Raw genomic sequence first — 19,278 nt, forward strand, 5'->3', positions numbered from 1 at the left:
ACTCAGGCTCAATCAAGATTGCGGGAAACCACGTACGCAGAAATGATCCCGGTCAGGGTTCTGGAGGGTGAAATGCGGGCCAACCAAGTGACAATTTTATTGCTGATGCTCGGCATGACCGCCGTTCGCCCCGCGTGCATCGCTCGATAACCAATCAGCGCGATGTCGTGCGGGTGGCTGTAGCCAAGCTTGGCCATACGGCATTCATCGATCAAACCTGCGGCAATCAAGAAATTGGTACGTGTTGGCCCAGGGGCAATATGGGTACAACTTACGCCCGTGCCTCGCGGGTCATTGGCGAACTCAATAGAATCAGACGAGTCCTGAGTTTTTCCAGTGCCGCCGTTGGCGGCGGCAACAGGCACATTGAAAGCCAATAGCGTGATGACCATGAGCAGCAAGACAGCGATCAGGCAAGGCGGAACGTTTAAAGCTGGTGATAAGCCGCATACCACACTCATTCTGAGCCAAGCTCGCTTGTTTAAACATTCATTGAGTCATCCATTCTTGAAAGCCAGGTTCATATCGCCTGGTTTTGTATGCCGAAAGGCGATGAAAACCTTTAATCCAGCAATGCCGAACGGTCGTTATGGCTCTCGTGAAAGCTCAATTTCAGTCCAACTTAAGAATGAGCACGGTGGCTAAACCTAGGAAGTGTTCTGAATGCCATAGAATATCCAACCCTGTTCCACTGACGAATACCAGTTAAACCCAGTGCGATCAGCCCGCAGGCACGGCCGCCGCCGCCCATAAACCCAAACATTGGGCAAAGAACGGGGAGTTAACCCTGCGCGCTGTCATCGCAAACAACCGGTCAATCAGCGCGTACCACGACGCCTTAACTCAGCAGGGTTGAAGTAATCGCTTGATGGGTTGGGCTGGTCAAAGTCAATGCTGCGCGGCTCTTCACTGTCCATCTTCTGTGCCACGTAGCGACGAGACTGCAGATCATGAAACACGTCCACGGCCGACCAGACAGTGGGCAGGTTGTAGAAGTTAAGCAGATAAGCAATCGACACGCGCCACAACTCCCCACGCCCATCGTATTGATCAGCTAGGACGATCTGCCAGCTGTCCTCGTCGAAGTACAAGGTGCGCTTGGAATATAAATGCCGCGCCGTTTTTTTAAGCGTCCCTTCCACTTCCCACACACGATGCAACTCATTACGGGTGTAAGCGGGGTTGAGGTGACCGGGTTTGAAGAGATCTTTGTAGGTAACGCCGGCGGCAATCATTCTGTAATTGTTATACGGAACATAGATTTCCTTTTTTCCGATCAATTTCCAGTCAAAACGGTCGGGTGATCCATTAAACATGTCCTTGCTGTCGAGGGTCATAATACCGTCGCTATCGCCAGGCGTATCGTAAGCCAGCGTCGGCGCTCGCCTGACTCGACGGGTGCCTGGTTCATAAGCCCAAGCCAGTCGTGGCTCCATGACCTGGTCCATGGTTTCAAAGACCAGGACGACCTCGCCAGCACTTCGCGGAGGGCTGATGGCGGTGCTGAAATAGTGAAACATGACGTTTTTCAAGTCCGCATAGTTGGACTTCTGATCGTAATAATTGAACAGAACCTCCTGCTGGAACTTGTACATAGTGAAGTTACCATTAGCCCCGACGGAAGCCTCATTAAGTGGCTGGACCAAATGGGTTCCGCGGTAACGGGCAAGGTGGTTCCAGACCGCTTCGACGCCGCTCTTTGGTATAGGGAATGGGATACCACCGAATGCGTCGGTAAAACCATTGCCGCCTTCTTGCAATTGCGCGGTGGTCGCATTCTTCAGGGTATTGTCATAAACCCACTGTGGGGCGCTAGCGCTACGTCGAGTCTGGTAAACCGGCATTTGATAACTGTCGGGGTACGTCTTGAACATCGCTATCTGGCCGGGCGTCAGCTTCTCCTTGTATTGCGCCAGGTTAGCCGCAGTAATGGTGAACAGCGGCTTGTCCTGTGGAAACGGATCGACATAATGGTCGCCAGATTTGTAAGGGGTCGGTGGGGTTACGCCGGTGCCCGTCCACGCGGGAATGCTGCCATCAGCGTTGCCAGCCTTTTCTCCTCCTAATGGCGTTAAAACCGTATGTAGTTGCTGTGCTTCCTGCGCAGAAACTGCCGCCTGAGCCGTGACGGCAACAGAACCGATCATCATGGCCATGCTCAATAATGGGGCTACTTTAAACATCGTTAATCTCCGCAAGTAGTGTCTGAAAAATGGCGTGTTAGAAGGAATACTTGACGTCAAAACTCACATTGTCACGATCGCGCACAGTGTTGCCTTTACCGGCCCCAGTGAAAGTGGTGTATTGAAGCTGAGTTTCCAGGCCACCGCGATAATCTGCCTTGACACCAAAGGTGTAAGCTTTTCGGCCCTCCATGAAGTTACCGGTCAGATCGGAATTGCCTTTAACGTCATCGGAATAGTTAATAGAGGGCGAGAGATTGACACCGGCAAACACATCATTCCAGGTCCCCGTGATCACCAGCGTATAACCGTAGGAATTACGGGTGAGCGGTGAATCAGATAAGTCTGGTGAACCGGCAAACTTTCGAACTTCCGGTGTCGGCGTAAAGGCGGTATAGGTCAGCCCCCCCCCCAAGTGTTCGCCTGCCAACTCGGCAATGCCGATTAACGAATCAAAGCTCAGTGCGGGGCCAAAGTTGTAGATCGTCCCCACAGACGCATTGTAGGACTCTACCCTCTTATAGTTATTCAACGTACCGTCACGGCACAGCGACTTGCCTGACACATGAACGCAGGCCTGGCCACCTGCCACCGAAGAGTCATAAATATTAGTAGTGCCTGCGATTCCCTGGCCAAGGATGTCACCCAGTAAGTCATTGGTTGCGCTGATACTGATGGGCATGTTGGGTCGATACGCCAGTTCGCCAAACAATGAAGCATTACCCAAGGTGGTATTGAAGCTGAAGCCGTACATGTGGACGTCTTCCACATACGCGCGCCGTACCACGGCGTTACCCACCATATCAAGAGTCGCTATCGCGCCCGCATTGTTGCCTGCCACGTCAGACAAGGTGGCGAGGTCGATCCCTTTATAGTTTGCGAGACTGAGGGATTCCAACGGTTCCTTGGTATGGTAATTAACGAAGTAAAAACCGAAATCCGTGTAATTAAGCGCTGGCGCTATGTAGTGAAAGTTTATCCCAAACTGTCCACTGTCCCTGGCTTTGACATCCTTGCCAACGTTGGCCACCTTGAAGATACCGGTGTTGGCGTCCATGAAACTGTTAATTCCATGGGGTCCGGCACCCAAGCCGATACCCGGAACCGCCGCAGCGATGCCTTGATACGCAGCGAAGGCCGGCGACATCTCGGGTATCTGTACGTAGGCTTGCTTTCCGCCTTTACCAAACAGATCCGTCGTCGAGTAATAGGTGCCCACCGGATCCAGAGAACTTTCCTTCCAGTCGACCTGGTAAAAGGCTTCCATGGATAAATTGTCGGTCAGGCCGAGGTTGAAACTTAGGGCCCCCACCGGTACCAAGACTTCTTTGAGTTGTGAGCCGGGTAAGCGGAATTTAGTAACATCCAAGGGATTGGTGGTATTTACACCGCCTCGATAAAATACACTTTCACCCCAGTTGAATACCTGCTTGCCCACTCGTACTGACAGGGGATGATCAAAGGGATCCCACTTGCCGTAGATGTAGGCATCGAGGAGCTGCCCGCCTCGTCCGGCATCACGTCGTGCTTCATAGGTGAAACGGTTGTCTTTGGGGGAGTTCTGGCTTGGCTCAACGATGTCTGAATGATCATAGTAATCGGTGTGATTATTCATGATCTGGCTGTCATAAAAAGCCGAGCCACGAACAAAGACACCGTAGTTCTGATACGTGGCACTTAGTTCCGACGTAAGTTTATAAACTTGCGAAATTAGGCCTGGGCTAAAGTTACGATCGCCGTCATTCCCGTTTAACGCATCGTTATTCTTGTCCTGACTCTGCACTCGCCACGCAGCCCCATAAGATACGGTCGAGTCGAGAGAGCCCTTGACTTGACTGCCCATAAAACTGAACTCTACGGCTCCCACAGACGGAATAACTAAGACTGAGGGCAATAAGCCAGCCAACACCCGACTGATTCCGGCGCAAATGCACACTTTCGTAATTTTCTCAACGTCTTTGATCATGCTCACTTTGCTCCGCGGCAGTTATTATTATTTTTCACGCCCTACCTCTATGGGTAAGTGCGCGCACTCTCAGGCTCACCCTGACGTGAGCCTGCGGACGAACTTATTCAGATCCAGAGACACCTGTTTACATCTAATGCGTACAGGTCACGCCCCATGCAAGCTGAGGCAGGAAAATGATGTTGAGCTGCACCATCTCTGTGAGTTGTAAGGCGTTATAGTTTTGATAAGCCAGGCCGACAATACCGTCCCCTGTATTGTTGATCAGAAACTCGATTGGCAACTCAGCTCCGGTGCCGCCTGAGGCTACCGTAATCAATGCAAAAAGCATTACACCACCTGCCTGGTGTCTTGTTATGCGGGCTTGACGTTGGACTCGAGTGTAGAACCGGACCGACCCAAAAGTGCATAGGCCTAAAGGCCAGTTTGGGGTCAGTCCCGGCCATCCAGATCCCGATTGAGCTGGCCTGTTCAGACCCGTATAACGGCCTGTACTAATATGCCCCCAATAATGGACTCCCACACCGTGCCCCGCAACGCATCAAAGGATTATTTCTATAGGGCGTCTTGGCAAGTTCACAGCGCGCCTAACAATAATAACGAGCCTACTTATGAAACCGATCCGCACATTTCAACCCTTGCACCTGGTCAGCAGTATCGCCTTCGCCTCACTCGTCAGCCTCACCGCTCACGCAACTGAAGGTGGTGTGGATAACATCAGCCCTGGCACCGACGGGGTCATGATGTTGCCCCTGGATGTGAACAACCTCCCCGACAACATGTTTGCGTCCAACATCTATTACAACCACTACGAAGCAAAAAAGCTGAACATGAGTTCACTGGGCGGAAAGGTCTCCGAGGTAAAAATATCTTCTGACACCTTTGTCCCGCGCCTGGACTACCTCAGCCCGTTCTGGGTACTGGGCGGGCGATTGGGAGGATACGTGGCGCGTCCTTACAACATTCTGCACGTCAGTATGTTCGGCGTGAGCGATCAGCGCTCAAGTTGGGGGGATATCACCTTCGCCCCGATTGTTCTGTGGGACATGGGGAAAAACCTGACCTTGGCGGCTGCGGTTGAGGTCACCCTGCCCACGGGTGAATACGACGCCACGCGCCTGGCCAATACCAGCAATAACTTCTACACCTACAAACCTGTGCTTTCCGCAACCTGGTTACCTAGCGAGCGCACGGAACTGTCCATTCGATCGACGCACAGCTTCAAAGAAACCAACCCCGGTACGAAGTACCGTTCAGGACAAATTCTCCACTTCGATTACTCAGCCACCTACAAGGTCAGCGAAAACGTGAGACTGGGCCTGAATGGTTCCTACCTCAATGGGAGGGACGTAAAAAAACCTGGTCTTCCACATTCAAACCCACAGCCGGTGAACCGTTGACCATTTCCTGGTTGGAACTGCGCCCATACAGCTCGTTGCTTGCAGGCCTTTAGGCGACTCGAACTCCGCCATCCAGTTGCCGCCATAGATAAAGAACGTAGCGCGCTGGTTGGGATTCCACCAAGAGAACAATCGGGACTTGTCATCCAGCGCCGGATACTCGACGGCGCCTGTACTTTTTAAAACCGGTGTCGCGATAAAGGCGGCCGGCACATGTTCGACCAGGGATGGTAGATCGTAATGGGTGGGTTTGAGAAACGCCGTGCCCACTGAAATTCGCCGCTCAAGCGCTCCTGTTCATGCATGCCGTAGCTGGGACTGCCAGCGGTATTGAGTGTGAGCCCGTCGTGCCAAAGCGCCGGGAAACGGTGGCGCACAAAATCCACACAGGCGTTGTAAATGACCATCACCTTGTCGAACAAGTCCTGGGGTGAGCCGAGAACGCCGGGCACGCCCATACCCACGAATGGGTCGTACCCCATGAAGCCCGAAGCTCCAGATGCTGCGGATGTTCGCTGATCAACGAGAGCATTGTTCCCAACAGAGCGTCGTCAGCGATGCCTCCACGATGCAGGCCAACATCCAGTTCGATATTGACGCGTATTCGCGTACCCAGGCCTTCAGCCAACGCCAGGTACTCCGTCAATCGCTGAGGCGTATCAATCAGCCATTGCAACTGCCTGGAGGGATCGAAGGATCCCCGGTGGGTTTGATAAAACACTTCGGCGGAGCGTGCCGGCAAGGGTGTACCGATCAGGATGTCCGATTCGGGAAATGTCAGCGCATCGTGATTCACAAACGGCTGATGAAACGACATCAGCCGTTGGGTATTCGCACGTTTTGCGATATAGGCAGCAGTCCAGGTGACGGCAGAGACGTCTCCACCAGCCGCAAGTGTTTGCCGGCACGCCTGACTGATCGCATCACCACGTCGATATTGTGGTCGAGCAGGTCGAGATCAATCAGCATCACTGGCCGCATCGGGGATGGGCCTTGAGCTCAGTTATTCAAAACCGTCCTACTCAGCGCATTACGACCAAGTATTCAAATGCCCTATACGTTATGACCAGTCGGAAAACCTATTCTCCTGCGACGCCCATTGGGGAGAAAAACGCATAGCGACCTACGACCCGCTTAGCCACCGGTAGGTTTTTTTTCAGATGAATGTTGCCAAACAGTCGATGGAAGATGAGTTTATCGAATCCATAGAACGCATCGTACGCCGAGATCTACGCCAGACTCCGTCTCTATCGGCGGTCGCTACACAACTGCGCACGAATGATCGGTTTTTGCGACGGCGTCTGGGAGACCAAGGGAGGTCATACCAGAATGTCCTGGATCAACTTCGAATGGTGCACGCAGTCGCCCTGCTCACCAACCCACGGTTGACCATCGACGAAGTGGCGTATGAAGTAGGCCTCAGCGACGCACACAACTTTCGCAGAGCGTTCAAGCGCTGGTCCGGACATGGGCCTCGGAAGTCCCATTAAGTTGTAGGTTTCCCGGCACCGCGTGGTAATTGAAGTAGCCCCTGACCACTTGGGTGAGCCATTGCCCTTGAGCCCGGATGGGCTCATGACGTCGGCACTTCAGTTCATCTCGAATGGCCAGCAGCGTCGTACGCATTCGCTTCCTGACCGTCAGTCGCAGTATTTGAAATTCGCCGCAGCGCGTCATCAGGTGGTGTCCGTTACGCATCCACCTCGGGTACAACACTCTCCTTGAGTGTTTACCCCCTGATTGTTCCCTTCGGAGGTACCCTGTGAGTACCCAACTCACCCTGATTGAAACCTCGGATTACCTGCCTAAGAAACTCGAGGCGATTCAAATTGAAGCACGGCATGCGTAATGCTATTGGCTCTAACGAGAATTATTAATATGACCTAGTCTTATTGCAAGAGGAGCTCATGTGATTGAGCCCCTCTTCGTATTAAGACCTATAGTTAAATCGCGTTTACCGTAACCTACGCATCTGCCTCTGCACGGCGTGCGCGTTGGCTTTGCCTGCCGATCTCCTCCATGGTATCGAACAAGGCGCGCATCTTCTTCGGGTCGGTGCCTAGCATGCGTACTGCGCGAGCCTGCTCGGGCGGCATAAATACTTCTATTGATTTTTTCTTAATGGCAGTGAGCAGTGTCTGTGCGACGAATTCTGCAGTGACCGGCTCGCTGGCAAAAGCGAAAGACGAAGCGTCGTCTTTCGCTTCCTGTTCAAGCATCGGTGTTTCCGTTGACGTTGGATGCAAAATGGTGAAATCGATTGGGCCATTGCGTTCCTCCAGAGCGAGTGCATGGTGAAATGCTCGAAGCGCCTGTTTTGACGCACCATAGCTGGCGATACCGGGAAAAGGCATGAACGCGGTCATGCTGCACACCGTAACGATGTGGCCATGACCTTGCGCATTAAATTGTTTGAGGACTGCCAAGGTGCCGGTAAGTGGCCCCATGAAGTTGGTATCAAGTGTTCGCTGATGTTGTGCCAGGGGCACGTCACGTGCGTAACCTGTATAAACGATTGCCGCATTATTGACGAGTATATCAAGCTGGCCGAATTTGCTGATCGTCGCCTCGATGGCATTCGTCCATTGTTTTTCCGAGCAGATATCTAGGCCCACAGCCCCCGCATTAATACCCAAGGACGCCGCCAGTTCGCGTGCCCCTTTAATATTAATGTCTGCCAGCATGACACGATAACCCTGAGATATAGCGAGCTTCGCAGTGGCTGCACCAATACCGCTGGCGGCACCAGTTAACAGCATAACTTGGTTATTTTTTTTCTTCATGGGTATTACTCCTGCAATTACCATAACGCAAGGCAATCAAAATAAGGGGAATGACTGGAAGGTTATTCCTGATTCTTTGCCAACGAATGACCTCTTCAGTCAGCGTAATCCGATCGTAACGACGTTTTGAGCGAAGGCTTTCTCCAAGTATATGTGACGTGACCGTATCGAATATGAGCCGCAACGACTCCGTCTATTAACCTCCTCAAAGGGAAGTTGTCACTGGGTTCGTGTTCATGAAGCTGCATGGCAGGGCCGTCCGCCGTATTCAAGAGATTATGAGGGTGGATGCTTAGCGACCAAGGGGGAATAAGGCCATTTTAGGGGTTCGGTCAGGCCAGTAAGCTCCTGGCGCATGCGGCCCACTAGGTTTGGGGTGGTCTTAAGCCGGTTGCAATTTCGTAAGGGTATTTGGCAGAAGTGGTTTGGCAGGCCGTTCGTTCGCGGCGACCTGGGTTAAATGCCACGTGAAGAAAAGAGTAACTGATCCATAGCGGCCATCATTGTAGTGTGCTCGGCATCATGGCCTCTGCGGATAATAAGACACGATTCAGCCGAGAAAGGACGACACCTCTAGTCCAATGGCTTCCTTGCGCGACATCGTGCTCCTTTTTCATGGCCTTGGCAGACCCTTCTCTGGCCGAAAGCGCCCTATCGTCGTCGGGGCGCAGATACTATATTTTTATGAAAATGCAGAAAGTTAAATATGGGCGCTGGCGCAGCAACCTTAGCGCCTCAAGATAAATGCTTCAGGCTTCAGTCGGTCTCAATTACCTATACAATAATTAAGGAGATAGTTGAATGACAATCGGTAACTTCGATGTTGTAGTTATTGGCTCTGGTGCATTTGGTGCTAGCGTGGCGTTCCATCTTTCTGCTGCAGGTCGTAACGTAGCTCTAATCGATCAGGCGGCGATAGCTTCCCAAACTTCTCCCCGGGCTGCAGGCTTGACAGGTCAGGTTCGTCGTTCAGAAATGATGACGCATATCGCGTCGCACTCAGTTAAAAAGATCATCGAATTTACCGAAGAAACTGGCGAGCCACTGGAGTATTTTCAAACAGGCAGCCTTACGCTGGCTCGCACGGCGGAACATGCCACCTTGATTCACGGAGGTGTTGAGCTCGGCAAATATATGGGGTTGGACGTTGACCTTGTTTCCGCCGAGGAAGCCGCTCAATTGATGCCTTTCTTGAATCCAAAGGATATTCTTGCAGCAGGTTACGTGCGGAGTGACGTCTATTTAGACCCGGGACAACTACCGCTTGGTTATGCGCGTGCCGCACAGAAATTAGGCGCTACTTTATTGCCTCACACTAAGATAGAGCAGATCATTGTGGAGCGCGGACAGGTAACTGGGGTGGCTACATCCCGAGGTGATCTCAAAGCCCCTGTCGTGGTAGATGCAGCCGGTGGCTGGCTAAGGCTTGTAGCATCCTTCGCAGGTGTTGCTTTGCCGGCATTTCCAGTTCGACATCAGTTGATGGTTACCGAGCCACTCGCTGAAGTCACGTCAGCGCAGCCCACAGTCCGAATTCTCGATGCAAATATATACATCCGTCCCGACAGGGGCGGGCTAATGTTTGGCGGTTATGAATCCAATCCGATTTTTTACGGTGCAAACTCAATGGGCAAGGATTTCCGCATTGAAGATCTAGATTTGGATATTGATGTATTGAAGCGCCTGGCAAAATCTGTTGAAGCACAATTCCCAGTTTTTCGTGATGTGGCTATAAAAGAACATCGCGGTGGGCTGCCTACCATGACAACCGATGGCGATCATATTCTGGGCCCTGTACCAGGTGTAGCCGGCTTGTATGCTATCGGCGGTTGCAATGTTGGCGGTTTCTCGGTGTCTCCAGCGCTAGGTGAATTGCTGGCCAACTGGATCATTGCGGGTCGGCCTTCAATGAATTTGTCACGAATGCTTCCCTCCCGGTTTGTTGAGAAATTACCCGAAAGCGATATGCTCGAACAGTGTCGTTCTCGTTATGCTAACTACTACAGTGCAAATCCAACAGAGAACAGGACTTCTGCGGAGACCCCGCGGTGAAGGCGCAATTGATTGTAAGGGAAGCATTGACGATCCAATCAATAATTCGCCTCGCCTTAGGCTACGCAATTGCGACAAACGGGCTCGTTTTTATACCGTTTCTCGTTGCGGGGGTAATGTCTCGTTTCAGTTTAGATGAAGGTGTCGCAACGCAGATTGCGGGGCTCGAAATTATAGGCATCGCGATTAGTTGCGCTGTATTTCCTCGTTTGATAACCAAGGCCGCACCTATATTTGTGGTTATCGGTGTACTCGGCACGGGCGTCGCACAGGCCTTAAGTTATTTTGCTCCAACCATTGAGGTAATGGGTGCTGCGCGGAGTATGGCTGGACTGTTCGAGGGGATGATTTTCGTGGTGATTGCATCTGCTCTTTCGCAACGAGCATTAGCGGAGCGCGTTTGGGGACAAATCAATGTGATCGCAGGCGGATTGAATGGCAGCATTCTGATATTTGCCTCCCTTCTACCGGCTGCGTGGATTAATCGAGGGATTTTCCTCACGTTATTCTGCTTGGTTATTTTGACATCAAAGTATGTACTGCCTATAGGAGGTTTAGCTGAAAGTGGCGAAAGATTGCGATCAAAGTTACCAACTGGTAAGCCGTCAAGAGAGTTGATTTTTGCGATATGGGCTGTAACGATACTAATTTATGGCGTTCAGGCATCTCAATGGGCAGTTGCCGGTCTGGTGAGTGAGCGTGCCGGTCTGACGACCTCAACAATAGGTATTTTTCTTTCGATTTCGTCACTTATCGGTTTTCTCGGCGCAATATTTCCCGCCATGAGTAGAAGCCATGGTCATCGTTTAGTACTTATACTCCTGGCACAGGTAGTGATGATTGTCTCACTTATAGGGTTTTTCGAGTCAAACACACTGTTATACCTATTTCTAAATCAAGTTGCTTTGAATTGTTCTTTTTTTGTGGTTATTCCTTTCCTCACTGGGCTGCTTTCAGAAATAGACTCCGATGGGACGTTGGTGGCTCGAACGGTTGTGCTGACCTTCGTAGGCGCGGGCATCGGCACAGCAATAGCTGGACAACTTTATCATTCTTTTGGTGGCCGCCAGTTCGCAATCTTGCTTGGTATCGGTATAGTTCTAGCTATTCCTTTTGTTTGGACGGCTTTTCGAGAACGGAGGAAGCACCCCTTAAGCTATTCGAGCTGAGTTGTTTTTTGCTTACCTGTGAAGGAAAATAAAATGAATCAAATAGCCCCTCAGATGACTGTGTGTACTAATTTGCCTTTTGAGATTGCGGAAAGCCCACTATGGGATGATAGGCGGTCATTGCTTTGGTTTGTTGATATAAACAACCATGCAATTCATTCGTACGACCCAAAAAGTGGCGTACTCAATCGTTATCAGATGCCCGCCCTTGTTGGAAGTATCGGCTTATCTGAGGATGAGCGTCTAGTCGCAGCGCTTAAAACAGGCATACATCTGTTTGATCCTGCAACGGGCGAACTTGAGTTTATCGTGAATCCTGAAGTACACCGCCCCAGCAATCAGCTAAATGACGGAAAAGTTGGGCCGGATGGCTGCTTCTGGGTCGGCAGTATGGACGAGAACAGCATGAATATTTCCGGCGCGTTATACCGTATTACCGCATCCGGAGAAGTAACCCTGGTTAAGGATGGGATTTTTATCTCCAACGGGCTCGCATGGAGCCCTGATGGGAAAATTATGTATCACTCGGATGGGTTAAGTTCAACAGTCAAGGCGTTTGACTTTGATGTTGCTACCGGTACGATTTCTAACGAGCGAGATTTTTTCACTTTCGATCATGAAGAGTTTGGCTGGCCCGATGGCGCAACTATGGATGTACATGGAAATTACTGGAGTGCCGGTATTTTCAGAGGAAGAATAAATCAAGTTTCTCCCGAAGGAAGATTGTTACGCAGCTTGCAAATGCCTGTTTTAGCTACAACGATGCCTTGTTTGGGGGGGGATGATGCCTCAACTCTTTTTGTGACATCTTTAGCATCAGATGTTGATGATGTGCGACAAGAGGGGACTTTACTTTCATGCGAGATTGACGTTGCAGGTGTTCCTTCATACAGGTTCAGTGTCGAGACCTTACGCTGAGTTGACGGGAGTTGCGACGGATCTTCCACTGCGGCTTGCATAAAACGTTGCATAACGGTATACAAGAGGTCCTGCCGGAGAACCGGTGGGTACCTCTGGCGCTCTGCTTTCAGCCAATTGATGATTCGAATTATCCTTTAACGATGCGGTTGTATTCCATACCGCGCAACGAACTGGAATTTTGGTTTTTGATTTCGAAAGCCACGAGTAGCTCCAGAGCAGACCACATTGGCAGTCCCCCCTCAATTTAAAATTGCTGCACTAGGCCGCTTCCCCCTCCGGTGTCAGGATAGTTGTCGCCTCTCCGACTTTTCCTGAAAAAGAACCTCGGGACGGATAAAGACTACGCGTAATAAGCGAGGTGCCTGTACCTTGTCAGCTGTTCAATGGCACTAAGGGGGTCGGCTGAGTTCTAGCTCCAAGCAGTGTGGCGCACTTCCTTAGGACCAGGCCAAGATGGATCGTCCAGTCGGCATGTCTCGCTAAAGCATGCGTCTCCGACACCGGGAAATCCTGATACTACAGACAATTGAACAACGTGATGAAATCCCGTACGACTTGCTTCATATATTCACTTGATGGCTCGGACAGATCACCGCTCTTTCGGATCAGATGACCCAAAGTGGACATTGCTTTCTTTGGATCGCTGTGATCAGGCTCACCTACACCAGGACATTCCCTGGAAAAGCCGCCTCGGTGTAGACCAGATGAACCTACGGCTGTTTAAGGCGGCTCTGAGCTTGAACAGTGCAGAGTTCAGACCAAGATCCTAGCGATGGGATGGAGGCTCCTGATCTTGGTTTAGCAGGCTCCAGAAACGACGAAGCCCGCACTACGCGGGCTTTCGATCATCGATTTCAGTTTAGTTATCAAGCGCCTATATTAGCTGCAAGTGACCCTTCAGGTGAGCCACAGGGTGCTTCCGACTCGTCAGCATGTTCCGCGCAGATTGCGCGTGTTCGTTGAGCACTTGGAAAAGGCGCTCTACAGATGAAAGGAGCCGCGACAGCATCAAAGCGTTAATCTACGCCGAGGGCCGCGGCGTATGACTCAGCGGCGCAGGAGACGGTCCAGCACCAACAGCGCTACTGCACCGATTGCAAGTGCAGCGACAGGTTTCTCTTTTACGAACGTAGACACGCGGTCCAGTGCGTCGCCGTAACTCTGGGTTAGTTGACCAGCAACCTGTCGACCAGCACCTTCAGCTTCCAGCTTCGAATCACCGAACAATTTCCCAACGGCACCCTGCGCTTTGCCGGCAAGTTTTTCTGCAACACCTTCCACTTGTTCACTCTTCATAATTCACCACACCTAAGCGCGTAATAGGTAGATACTTCAGGTCGACCTGAGCCAGAGCAATCTGCACAGCATTAGGGGGATGGGAATTATGATTAGTTCAAAATTGATGAGGTCCGAATCTGCGCGCAATGCGCCTACTTTGGTATGTTGCAGGAATACGAGGTGCTCTCACTCTTGAACTTCAATAGTTTTGTGCATAAGCGAAAAAAGATGCCGAAGCATCTATTCAGTAAATCGCAAGCAAAAAAAAGCCACTCGTTAGAGTGGCTTTTTTTCTTTGTGTTTGGAACGGGAAACGAGACTCGCATCTGGCGTACGACCCGTTGAAAGCTAAAAGGTTTCTGTTATTCCTAAAGCAGGAATGGACTTGACTCTGGACTTTTTGAAGCCGTATCAAGAGCAAAAGCAGTAGCCATTCCAAGCCATGCTATCGAGGTCTGTCGACAGCCAATCGGAGAGAGCAGTCATCCAGCCAACGACCTCTATTTCGCTGTATTGCCTCGGAAGCACACTACCGTCGAAAAAACGTGTGGCCAAACACCCTCAAACCTTCACCGTGGATCGATTTGTTCTCCATCGCCATTAAATCCTACCGGCAAAGCGCCCTCCTTTCGCGACGTTGACAGCTTTCAGTAAAGGCTGAAGCTCCGCATGAAGACGATGGTACTGCGCAAAGTCGGATGAGACATCCTGATCAACCAATGCCAATTTTTCTCCGTTTCCAAACGTTTCAAGCTTAGTTAGATCGACCTTACGATCTTGGCAAAATCGCTCCAGCAGTATCCAAAACGGCTCCCTATGATCGATGTGCAAATCTTTTCGCTGTGTGATGATCACTCCGCTCGCCGCACACATTACAGGCAGACCAAGTGCATCGCGAAATGCGACCAATTGCGGACGCACTGCAAACCTCAACGCCTCGTATACCTTGCCATGGGATGATTGAACGACGCCTCTGATACACCGCTTGTAGGAAAAGGTATCTTCACTGCCATCCACGCAGACGAGCCAGATCCCCTTCCCCGCCCCCAATGCATTTCTCTCGATCCTGAAGTGTTCAATTCCGACGCCAATTTTTCTGTCCGCGTCCGGATGCATCGCAAGCAACAGGTGCAGTTTTTTGAATGCAAGCTTATTGGTGATCACGCCTGCCGGTGCTTTTTGTAGATAGTTCTTGAGCCGATCCAAAAGCTTCTTGTTTGATTTTTATTCGAATGGCCCCAGCCAGAACATTCGGAAGCCTCCCTACCTCATCAGTAAACTCAAAACCGCAACCGCAACCGCAACCGCAAGGTAACGTATCCAAGACACGTCAGAATATCCGCAGCTATAAATGAAACCTTAGGCCAACGTCCTGCAGCACTTGCCAAACTGCGCCCCCCCATTTTCCCCGAATATTGTTCAGGCGAATTCAAAGCCGAGCGCAGTGAGCACTTTTGCCTGCGCAGGTTTCAGCTTTTTCACCACCCAGATGAGCAAGTGGCGCGAGGAAACCACCACGGTTGCACACGTCGCTGAGCTCAAGTTAAAACTCTGGCCTACTGCCGGGTCACTGTGGGAAGGCATGGCGATCACGCTGATGGGCGGCCTGGTGCTAGGGACGCTGGTTACCCTGGGGTTGATTCCGGTGCTGTTATGTTTCGTTATTCAAGGAAACGGACCTGCGTGGCTAACCCGATGTCTGTCGGGTTAGCCGTGGAGCGCACTCAGGCTCAATCAAGATTGCGGGAAACCACGTACGCAGAAATGATCCCGGTCAGGGTTCTGGACGGAGAAATGCGGGCCAACCAAGTGACAATCTTATTGCTGATGCCCGGCATGACCGCCGTTCGCCCCGCGTGCATAGCTCGATAACCAATCAGCGCGATGTCGTGCGGTTGGCTGTAGCCAAGCTTGGCCATACGGCGCTCATCGATCAACCCTGCGGCATTGAAGAAGTTGGTACGTGTTGGCCCAGGGGCAATATGGGTACAACTTACGCCCGTGCCTCGCAGGTCATGGGCCAAGGCTTCGGAAACACTGATAACGTAGGCCTTCGATGCAGCGTAAGCCGCCTCGAGACCATGGGGAACCACATACCCGGCCGAAGAACTGAGATTGAGTATGCGGCCGCGACCACGCTCGATCATCGGTCGCACATACTGCAAGGTCAATTGCGACAGGGCCACGACGTTCAGTTGCAACATGCCGGTCATCTGAGCAGGGTCGTGGTCTTGAAAAGACTGGCCAACAATGCCAGCACCCGCGTTGTTGACCAGGTATTCGATCGGCAGTGTCAACTCATTGACCTGGAGAACCAGGCGTTCTGCCGCTCCCGGCAACGACAGATCCTCACACAGAGCATAAGCGTCGACCGAGTGCAGTCTTTTCAACTCCGTGGCCAGCGCCTGCAGTTTGTCACGACTACGCGGACTGGAACACAGCACTACGCCGATGCCGTCCCGCGCGAACAACCGGGCGAGCTCGGCGCCGATCCCAGCCGATGCTCCTGTAATCAGTGCGTAACGCATGCCTTCACCTCTGTTTTTGTTATCAATTATTGAGAGCTGTGTACCAAGGGTGAGTGTAGAGGCCCGCCCGGAAATACCCGCACAGGCCCCAAGGCCAGTTTCGGGTCTGTAGCGGCCATGCATCCCCCGAGTTGGCTGGCCTATTCCGACCCCTTGACGGCCATCTATAGCCTAGGTGGCCATCACCCGCCCCCTATATCCTTGTCCCATACGGCGCCGTATTTTTCTCGCCAAGACTCGATATTTCATCCAGAGACCACCCGATGAGCCGTGTAGACACAAAAACAACAACACGCCTTGAAGTACCGCCTCGCGACTATCTCTATTACCGCGATGCTCTGGCCAATCAACCACTGCCCGCCGCATTCATAGATCTCGACCAATTCGCCGCCAATCTTGAACGACTGAAGTTACGTGCGGGCAGCCTGCCTGTGCGGCTGGTCACCAAGTCAGTGCGTTCGGTACACGTCATTCGCCGGATCCTTGCAGCCGGACCGTTCATGCAAGGCTTGCTGTGTTACTCAGTGGGTGAGGCGGCGTGGCTGGCCAGCGAAGGCTTTGACGACATCGTTGTGGCCTACCCCAGCGTCGAGCTGGCGGACATCAGGGCGGCAGCGGTGCAGATAAAAAAGGGCCGTTCGATCACGTTAATGGTCGATTGTGCCGAACAGGTCATCAAAATCAGCCAGATCGCACTGGAGGAAGATGTGGTGATTGCTCTGTCCATTGACCTGGATATGTCTTCGGCTTTTCCGGGCGTCTACTTCGGCGTGCACCGCTCACCTGTGCATGACGTACCGACCGCGCTGACCCTCGCGCAATTCATCGCCAAACGCCAAGGCGTAGTGCTGGAAGGGTTGATGGGATACGAAGGGCAAATCGCAGGCTTGATGGACGATGTACCGGGGCAGGCTATCAAGAATGTGGTGGTCCGCTACCTTAAGCGCAAGTCGATCCGCGAGGTCAATGCACGACGTCAGGCCGTGGTTGCGGCTTTGAAAAAGGATGGGCATACCCTGCGCTTTGTCAACGGTGGTGGCACCGGCAGTTTTGAAAGCACCCGTGAAGACGCATCGGTCACTGAGTTGGCCGCAGGCTCCGGTCTCTATGCACCGACGTTGTTCGATCATTACCAGGCGTTCACGCCGCTCCCCTGCGCAGGCTTTGCCTTGGCCATCACTCGCGTGCCGAAGGCAGGCGTCTTGACCTGTTCAGGGGGGGGCTACATCGCCTCTGGGCCGATAGGCCCTGATCGCCTTCCACAGCCTTGGCTGCCTGCCGGTTGCACGTTGATCCCCAATGAGTCCGCCGGTGAAGTACAAACTCCGGTGCGTCACTCACTTGCAACCCCGCCTTCGATTGGCGAGCCCATCCTGTTTCGGCACGCCAAGGCCGGTGAGCTGTGTGAGCGCTTCAATGAACTGTTGCTCATTGAGGGCGGCAAGGTCGTCGACAAGGTGCTCACTTACCGAGGAGAGAAAAAGTGTTTCTTTTGATCTAATTAAGGTTGTTCGCCCTGCCCACACTGCGATTCGCTAACGGAAAATAATAATGAGCCATCCCGCATTTTCAGCGCCCGCCCCCGTTGCCTCGGCCAATGAGCTGCAATCGATCTTCGAGGCGCAACAGCACGCCGTGCGCCTCCATGGAGCCCCCACCTACACGCAACGCATCGACGCGTTGGACAAGTTGGAGAGGATGGTCAAAAGCAACCGACAGCGGTTTCTGGACACAATCTCTATGGACTTCGGCAATCGCTCGTTCAGCGAAACCGAGCTAGGCGAACTGATGCCAATTCTGAACAGCATCAAATATGTGCGCTCGCACCTCAAACGTTGGATGCGCCCCCAGAAACGCCAGGTCGGGATGGCGTTCAAACCCGCTAGCGCAACAGTGGTCTATCAACCATTGGGCGTGGTCGGCATCATGGCGCCCTGGAACTACCCGCTGACACTGACGCTGGTCCCATTGATCGAGGCGCTGGCGGCCGGTAATCGCGCGATTATCAAACCGGCGGAACTGACGCCACGCACCGCTGAGCTATTGAAGGAGCTGATCAGCGCAACCTTCCCCTCAGATCAGGTTGCCGTTGTCACCGGCGGGCCGGAAGTGGCAGCCCATTTGAGCACCCTATCCTTCGATCATTTGCTGTTCACCGGTTCGACACGCATCGGTCGCCAGGTCATGGCGGCCGCCGCCGCCAACCTGACACCGGTCACACTTGAGCTGGGCGGTAAGTCGCCAGTCGTGTACTGCCGCGATTATTCGCTGGAAAAAGCGGCGCGGATCATTGCCATCGGAAAGTTCTTCAATGCCGGTCAGACCTGCGTGGCGCCGGACTACGTATTGGTGCCCGACGACCTAGTCGAAACATTCGCGCTCGCCTTGCTGGATGCGGCAAAAGCGCTTTACCCGCGCATCAGCGCCAACCAGGACTACACCTCGATCGTCTCCCAGCGCCATTACGAGAGGCTCGATGACATGATCGAGCAAGCCGAGTTTTCTGGCGCGAGGGTCTGGCGGCCAACTAATGAAGGCTCAGCGCAGGAGCGCAAGATCCCGCCGACGATCCTAACTGATGTGTGCCTGGACAATACCGTAATGCGCGAGGAGATCTTCGGGCCGATTCTGCCGGTTATTGGATATGCAACCCTGGATGACGCCATAAAACTGATCAACGACAGACCCAAGCCCTTGGCCCTCTATTGCTTCACCCATAACGGGGCGAGCATTGAGCAGGTGCTGGACCGCACCCGCTCCGGCGGCGTCACGATCAATGGCACGATGCTCCATGCCACACAGGAAGACTTGCCCTTCGGCGGTGTCGGCGAAAGCGGCACCGGGGCTTATCACGGTTACGATGGTTTCGTGCAAATGTCCCACGCCCGCGGTGTGTTCAAGCTGAGCCGTTTCAACATGTCCCATCGGATCGCAGCGCCCTACGGAAAACTCACACGCTTGATCACGCGTCTGATGCTGGGAAAGTAACGGTTCTCTC

16 protein-coding genes and 2 pseudogenes are annotated in these 19,278 nt (G+C 52.6%); 9 read left to right on the top strand and 9 right to left on the bottom strand.

Features of this window, described 5'->3' with window-relative positions; genetic code table 11:
- Positions 1-8 precede the first annotated feature (8 nt).
- From M2497_RS21125 to M2497_RS21140, 4 genes are all read right to left on the bottom strand, one after another.
- Positions 9-461: a hypothetical protein gene (locus M2497_RS21125; protein WP_248482933.1), complete on the bottom strand. Its 453-nt coding sequence runs from the start codon at positions 459-461 to the stop codon at positions 9-11.
- A 357-nt stretch (positions 462-818) separates the two neighbouring features.
- On the bottom strand, positions 819-2,183 hold the full coding sequence (locus M2497_RS21130; RefSeq protein ID WP_248482935.1) for a DUF1329 domain-containing protein: 1,365 nt from the start codon (positions 2,181-2,183) through the stop codon (positions 819-821).
- Between the two features lie 37 nt (positions 2,184-2,220).
- Positions 2,221-4,149 (bottom strand): DUF1302 domain-containing protein, encoded by a 1,929-nt coding sequence (locus M2497_RS21135; RefSeq protein WP_248482937.1) that lies wholly within the window; start codon positions 4,147-4,149, stop codon positions 2,221-2,223.
- Positions 4,150-4,282: 133 nt separating this feature from the next.
- A complete protein-coding gene (locus M2497_RS21140; protein WP_248482939.1) occupies positions 4,283-4,480 on the bottom strand; it encodes a hypothetical protein in 198 nt (65 codons plus the stop codon).
- Between the two features lie 280 nt (positions 4,481-4,760).
- On the opposite strand from M2497_RS21140, the pseudogene M2497_RS21145 reads away from it, so the two are divergent.
- Positions 4,761-5,486, top strand: a pseudogene (locus M2497_RS21145) (transporter); the annotation flags it as partial.
- 4 nt (positions 5,487-5,490) lie between these two features.
- Here M2497_RS21145 and M2497_RS21150 read toward each other — a convergent pair.
- Positions 5,491-6,533 (bottom strand): annotated as a pseudogene (locus M2497_RS21150) (alanine racemase); the annotation flags it as partial.
- Positions 6,534-6,535: 2 nt separating this feature from the next.
- On the opposite strand from M2497_RS21150, the gene M2497_RS21155 reads away from it, so the two are divergent.
- The gene (locus tag M2497_RS21155) at positions 6,536-6,697 is read left to right on the top strand and encodes an AraC family transcriptional regulator ligand-binding domain-containing protein (RefSeq protein ID WP_248482943.1); all 162 of its coding nucleotides are present in this window, start codon (positions 6,536-6,538) and stop codon (positions 6,695-6,697) included.
- 33 nt (positions 6,698-6,730) lie between these two features.
- Positions 6,731-7,039, top strand: a complete 309-nt coding sequence (locus M2497_RS21160; protein ID WP_248488239.1) for an AraC family transcriptional regulator — start codon at positions 6,731-6,733, stop codon at positions 7,037-7,039.
- 474 nt (positions 7,040-7,513) lie between these two features.
- Here the strand turns inward: M2497_RS21160 and M2497_RS21165 are convergent, their stop codons facing one another.
- Positions 7,514-8,332, bottom strand: coding sequence for an SDR family oxidoreductase (locus M2497_RS21165; RefSeq protein ID WP_248482944.1), 819 nt, complete (start codon positions 8,330-8,332; stop codon positions 7,514-7,516).
- 801 nt (positions 8,333-9,133) lie between these two features.
- Here M2497_RS21165 and M2497_RS21170 point away from each other — a divergent pair.
- The 3 genes from M2497_RS21170 to M2497_RS21180 are packed head-to-tail and all read left to right on the top strand — an operon-like array spanning position 9,134 to position 12,471.
- The gene (locus M2497_RS21170; RefSeq protein WP_248482946.1) at positions 9,134-10,384 is read left to right on the top strand and encodes an FAD-binding oxidoreductase; all 1,251 of its coding nucleotides are present in this window, start codon (positions 9,134-9,136) and stop codon (positions 10,382-10,384) included.
- A complete protein-coding gene (locus M2497_RS21175) occupies positions 10,381-11,553 on the top strand; it encodes an MFS transporter (protein WP_248482948.1) in 1,173 nt (390 codons plus the stop codon). Before M2497_RS21170 ends, M2497_RS21175 begins: the two co-directional genes overlap by 4 nt.
- A 33-nt stretch (positions 11,554-11,586) precedes the next feature.
- Positions 11,587-12,471 carry an SMP-30/gluconolactonase/LRE family protein gene (locus M2497_RS21180; RefSeq protein WP_248482950.1) on the top strand — a complete coding sequence of 295 codons (885 nt, stop codon included), beginning with the start codon at positions 11,587-11,589 and terminating at the stop codon, positions 12,469-12,471.
- A gap of 1,050 nt (positions 12,472-13,521) precedes the next feature.
- On the opposite strand, the gene M2497_RS21185 is transcribed toward M2497_RS21180, so the two are convergent.
- Both M2497_RS21185 and M2497_RS21190 read right to left on the bottom strand, forming a co-directional pair.
- Entirely contained in the window at positions 13,522-13,770 is a 249-nt protein-coding gene (locus M2497_RS21185; protein ID WP_248482952.1) for a CsbD family protein, read from the bottom strand.
- Positions 13,771-14,352: 582 nt separating this feature from the next.
- Positions 14,353-14,958, bottom strand: a complete 606-nt coding sequence (locus tag M2497_RS21190; protein WP_248482954.1) for a DUF3223 domain-containing protein — start codon at positions 14,956-14,958, stop codon at positions 14,353-14,355.
- A gap of 238 nt (positions 14,959-15,196) precedes the next feature.
- On the opposite strand from M2497_RS21190, the gene M2497_RS21195 reads away from it, so the two are divergent.
- A complete protein-coding gene (locus tag M2497_RS21195; protein WP_248482956.1) occupies positions 15,197-15,463 on the top strand; it encodes a hypothetical protein in 267 nt (88 codons plus the stop codon).
- 19 nt (positions 15,464-15,482) lie between these two features.
- Here M2497_RS21195 and M2497_RS21200 read toward each other — a convergent pair whose 3' ends face one another.
- Positions 15,483-16,280 carry an SDR family NAD(P)-dependent oxidoreductase gene (locus tag M2497_RS21200; RefSeq protein WP_248482958.1) on the bottom strand — a complete coding sequence of 266 codons (798 nt, stop codon included), beginning with the start codon at positions 16,278-16,280 and terminating at the stop codon, positions 15,483-15,485.
- Between the two features lie 263 nt (positions 16,281-16,543).
- On the opposite strand from M2497_RS21200, the gene M2497_RS21205 reads away from it, so the two are divergent.
- Complete coding sequence (locus M2497_RS21205) at positions 16,544-17,776, top strand: alanine racemase (protein WP_248482960.1); 1,233 nt, start codon at positions 16,544-16,546, stop codon at positions 17,774-17,776.
- Positions 17,777-17,831: 55 nt separating this feature from the next.
- Positions 17,832-19,268, top strand: coding sequence for a coniferyl aldehyde dehydrogenase (locus M2497_RS21210; RefSeq protein ID WP_248482962.1), 1,437 nt, complete (start codon positions 17,832-17,834; stop codon positions 19,266-19,268).
- The last annotated feature ends 10 nt before the right edge of the window (positions 19,269-19,278 follow it).

It is taken from the genome of Pseudomonas sp. CYM-20-01 (assembly GCF_023169845.1).
Taxonomy (GTDB): Bacteria; Pseudomonadota; Gammaproteobacteria; order Pseudomonadales; family Pseudomonadaceae; genus Aquipseudomonas; species Aquipseudomonas azotoformans.